2 protein-coding genes are annotated in these 2,917 nt (G+C 59.4%); one reads left to right on the forward strand and one right to left on the reverse strand.

All coding sequences use genetic code 11. The features are described from left to right. On the reverse strand, positions 1–1,835 hold a 1,835-nt coding region (locus WCG50_RS18640; protein WP_336901097.1), incomplete at its 3' end, for a chemotaxis protein CheB. Positions 1,836–1,992: 157 nt separating this feature from the next. Here WCG50_RS18640 and WCG50_RS18645 point away from each other — a divergent pair. Continuing rightward, the coding region (locus WCG50_RS18645; protein WP_336901098.1) for a cobalamin-dependent protein at positions 1,993–2,917 on the forward strand (925 nt) is incomplete at its 3' end.

The following is a 2,917-nucleotide window of genomic DNA, read 5'->3' on the forward strand; positions in this document are numbered from 1 at the left end:
AGGCGCAGGTGCTCGGGTTGCCCGTTGGCACTGAGCTTGAGGCGGTCTGAACTGACGCTGCAGCCTTCGCGCCCAGCCTTGAACAACAAGGCAATCGCCACCGGCACCAGCGGTTCGGGCAGGATGCGATTGAGGTCCAGGCTGGCCGAACCTTCGCGCAGTTGCAGGAATTTGTGCACATCACCATAGGAATGCACCAGCTCATGGCGCCCATTGACCAGCACCGCCGCCGGCGGGGCAAAGGCCTTGATCAAGGCGTTAAAGCCCTGGTCCACCGCGCTGCTCTTGATTCGCTTGGCGCGCACATTGAGGCTGCTGCTGCCGGTGTTGCTGGCGTAACCGTAGCCCGACCCGATAGCCGCTTCCATCGGCAGTTTCAGGGGCCGCACCAACTGCCATATCTTGTGCTTGGCGCTGACCGGGGTGAAGTCTTTTTCCATCTCGCTGAGCGACTCACTGGAGCCCAAAAACAGATGGCCGCCGGGCACCAGCGCGTACTGGAACCGCTTGAGCGCGCGCTCTTGCGCCGGGGTCTTGAAGTAAATCAGGGCGTTGCGGCACACCACGAGGTCCATGCGGGTGAACGGCGGATCGGTCAGCATGTTGTGCCGAGCGAACACGATGCATTGGCGCAACTCGTTTTTGACCACAAAATTAGTGCCTTTTTTGACAAAAAAGCGCTCCAGCTGTTGCGGCGATATCTCTGCAGCTATCGACTCGGGGTAGGTTCCCGAGCCTGCGGTTTCGATGTTTTGCTGCTCTACATCGGTGGCAAAAATCTTCAGGGTGGGCCAATGCTTGAGCTGGTCAAACGTCTCCAAAAAAAGCATGGCGATGGAGTACGCTTCTTCCCCCGTCGAGACGGCGGCCGACCAGACCCGAATCGTGTCGCCCGCCTGTTTTTTGGCGACCAGGGTGTCGATGATCTGGCGCCCGAGAATCTCGAACGCTTCGCTGTCCCGGAAAAAACTGGTCACCGGGATCAGCAGTTCGCGGCGCAGGGTGAGCACTTCGTTTCGGTCATCTAACAGCAATTCGAGGTAGGCTGCCAGCGTGGGGGTCTGGCGCACGGTCATACGCCGCTCAATGCGCCGCGAGACCGTGCCCGGCTTGTATTCCTGAAAATCGATGCCACCGACCTTGAGCAGCAATTGCAGGATGCCAGTGACGGCGTCCTCAGGGCTGAGCGCCAGGACGCGCCCGGATGCTTCATTCAGCAAGCTGGAATTCACATCCGGCTGATTCAGGATCAGCGCCAGAATACGTGGCCCAATTTTTTCAATCGGCAGGATGGCATCAACCAGGCCGGTCGCAATGACGCTGCGCGGCATGCCATCAAACTTGGCATTCTCTGGCTCTTGCGCGATGAGAAAACCGCCTGCATCGTTGATGGCCGACGCACCCCGGGTGCCATCCGAGCCGGTGCCGGACAGGATGACCCCGACCGACCGCGCCCCATAATGCGCCGCCACCGACTTGAAAAAGACATCAATCGGCAGCGTCAGGGTGCGCGGATTTTTGGGGGTAAGTCGCAACAAGCCTTCGCCCATGTGCATGACGGAGCCGGGCGGGATCAGGTAAACATGGTTGGGCTTGATCGGCATGTCTTGCTCCACCATCAACACCGGCATCTGGGTGTGGCGCGAAAGCAGGTTGGCCATCATGCTTTTGTGGTCCGGCGACAGGTGCTGTATCACCACATAAGTGGCCCCGGAGTCCGGGACCAGGTCATCAAACAAACGTTCCAGTGCTTCCAAACCTCCAGCCGAGGCACCGATAGCGACAACGTGGGGCAAGGGAAGGGCCTGGGCCGCCTTATTGAGAGTGTCAGACATAGAGAACCTATTACATTTACGTGAAAACCGATCAGAATCAGATGCGCCTCAAGCTAGCTGGCATGGTCGGAAGTCACTACCGGAATACACTGAACTTGAGCGATGTCAATTTTTGTCCAGGACATTATTTTAATCCATGACCCAGATCAAAACTTCAATGTCAAATCCCGTCGGCGAACTGCTGAGCCAGGCCGCGATGGAACAGGCCACCGGTCTGAGCCGCGAAGTGCTTCGAAAGTGGGAACTGCGCTACCAGTTTCCCGTGCCTCTGCGCGGTGCGCGTGGACAGCGCCTGTTCGTCCCTGCGGACGTTGAGAAACTGCAACTCCTCAAACGACTAATTAACCAGGGTCTGCGCCCTGCCAAGCTCATGGGCCTGTCGGTGGCTGATTTGCAGGCGCTGATGGTGCTTGATTCTCCTGCGCACGAATCAGCACGGAATGCCCCACAAGACGAGACGCTTATCCTCGGCCTTCTGGCTTGCTTGGTGCCAGGGTCGGCGCCTTTGAAAGTGCGAAATTTCCTGGAAGCACAGGTCCTCGCGCTGGGCTTGTCGCACTTTGTCGACCGGACCCTGCCGGCCTGTAATCTGGCAGTGGGTAATGCCTGGGCACAAGGCCATTTAGGCGTACACGCGGAACACCATTACACCGAGTCGGTGCGCCAGGTTGTACTGCGTGGGCTGTTCCATTTGCCGACTTGCCACCAGTTGCCCCGGGTGCTGCTGACCACGCCGCCAGGGGAAATTCACGGCCTGGGTTTGTTAGCCCTGCATGCCGCCTTGACCTTGCAGGGCGCCGACTGCGTCAACCTCGGCACCCAGACTCCCGTGGCCAACGTGGTGCAAGCGGTGCAGGACTGGGGGGCCACAGTCGTGGCGATCTCGGTGAGTGTTTGCTTTGTTCCAGAGGCACTGCAGCGCTACGTCAAGGCCCTGCGCCAGCAGTTGCCACCCGCCTGTGCGCTGTGGCTGGGCGGCCAAGGCAGCCAGTGCCTGGAGAGTGATGCGGTCACCGGTCTGCACGTCTTTCAAACCACTGGGCAAGCGGTACAGGTCTGGCAAAAGTGCCACGCTCACGCCA

It is taken from the genome of Rhodoferax sp., from assembly GCF_037143375.1.
Classification (GTDB): Bacteria; Pseudomonadota; Gammaproteobacteria; order Burkholderiales; family Burkholderiaceae_C; genus Rhodoferax.